The organism is Paraburkholderia sediminicola (genome assembly GCF_046027355.1).
Taxonomy (GTDB): domain Bacteria; phylum Pseudomonadota; class Gammaproteobacteria; order Burkholderiales; family Burkholderiaceae; genus Paraburkholderia; species Paraburkholderia sediminicola_B.
In genome coordinates this window covers 1-1,425 of the sequence record NZ_JAQQEK010000102.1, presented here as the reverse complement: position 1 = coordinate 1,425, position 1,425 = coordinate 1, and the positions used below count along the sequence as shown (strand labels likewise).

The window sequence follows — 1,425 nt, the reverse complement described above, 5'->3', positions numbered from 1 at the left end:
ACGATTCTGGCCGATGACGGCCGCGCACCCGATATCATTGTCACCGACATCCGGCTGCGCGATGGACCGACCGGCATCGAGGTTGCCGAACGGATCCGGCGGCATTTCGCCTGGGCGGGTGTACTTCCCGTCGCGTTCATCACGGGCGAGCTGATCTCGCCTCGAGCGCTTCGCGATTTTGCCCAGCCGTTCGTGTTGCTGAGGAAGTCTTCCGCACCGGAAAGCACGCTAGCTGACGTCAGTCGGTTCGTTGCCACCCAACATCCGACAGGCGGCGGTCATGAGAGGGATCTGTGACTGGAAGGACGCCGAGTCTGATGCCTCGATCGGCCAGCATGACGATGAGTTCTGTGCGGCGCCGCAGGTTGAAATGCGCGAGCAGATGACTGATGTATTTCCTTACCGTAATGTCCTCGAGCCCCATTTTAAAGGCAATCGCCTTCGAGGGAAGTCCGCGAACCAGCCACGCCAGTGTTTCAAATTCTCTCGGAGTCAGTCCAAGGTCGGACGCGGCGCTCACTCCTGAAATCGCAGTGGACGGCGCGTCCCCGGGTCCATCTGATAGGGCCTCCGCCGTGCCCATGTCACGCCGGAGCACCGCGATGCTGGCGGCGGGCAGGAACACGCCCCCGGCCAGCACCGCACCTATAGCTGCGTTAAGCGCTGCAGGAGATGAAGATTTGGGCACGTATCCCATGGCTCGAAGTTCTATACATCGGGCGATGGTTTCCACGCGCTCGTCGGCCGATATCACAATCACGGGCAGGGACGGTCGCGACTCCTTCAATTCTGCGAGCGCGTTGCAGCCGTCACCATCGGGAAGGTCGAGATCGAGAAAAACGATGTTCAGGAGTTCGCACAACGCATGATTGACGCCTTGTGACAAGGTACTTGCGTGGAGCAAGTCGATACCCGGGAAGAGTTCTCTCAGCAGAAGCGCCAATCCGGCTCTGAAGAGCTCATGATCGTCGACGATCAGTACGCGCATTCCGTCGTCTCCCAAAACAGCTTCGGAGCGAACTGCAATGACTTTGCGGATGATGCTACGTCTGTAGCAATCACCTGCTTTTTGTTGTTCCGATCAAATAATACGCGCAATGCACTTACGCCACGGACATTGGCGGCTGTTCCATATCGCTTTGTCTCAAGAGTGGCGGGATTCGCCTGTGGCTCGACGGTTCGAGCGCAGGGGAATGACCGCCGCGACGTGAAAATGGCGATGACTGTGGCGACTTGATCTGGCGAGTGGATCACGGCCTGGTAAAATGATCGTCGCCAGCGATTCGCGGGCCATTTCTGACCGTTGGTGGAAGAATCTGTCGGACAAGATCCCGGAAAAATCACCATCTGTCCGTCAGGAATGCAAAAAAATGCCAACCTTTACCACAGTTGAAGAGGCAATATCGGCGCGCCACGGATTAGACG

Annotated in this window: 2 protein-coding genes; one reads left to right on the top strand and one right to left on the bottom strand. The window is 57.8% G+C overall.

The annotated features are described in order from the left end of the window. A partial coding sequence (locus PQR42_RS45430) for a response regulator (RefSeq protein ID WP_408496077.1) occupies positions 1–297 on the top strand: 297 nt, incomplete at its 5' end. Here the strand turns inward: PQR42_RS45430 and PQR42_RS45425 are convergent. Then, the gene (locus PQR42_RS45425; protein WP_408450316.1) at positions 239–988 is read right to left on the bottom strand and encodes a response regulator; all 750 of its coding nucleotides are present in this window, start codon (positions 986–988) and stop codon (positions 239–241) included. The two genes, PQR42_RS45430 and PQR42_RS45425, sit on opposite strands and share 59 nt — an antisense overlap. Positions 989–1,425: the final 437 nt, after the last annotated feature.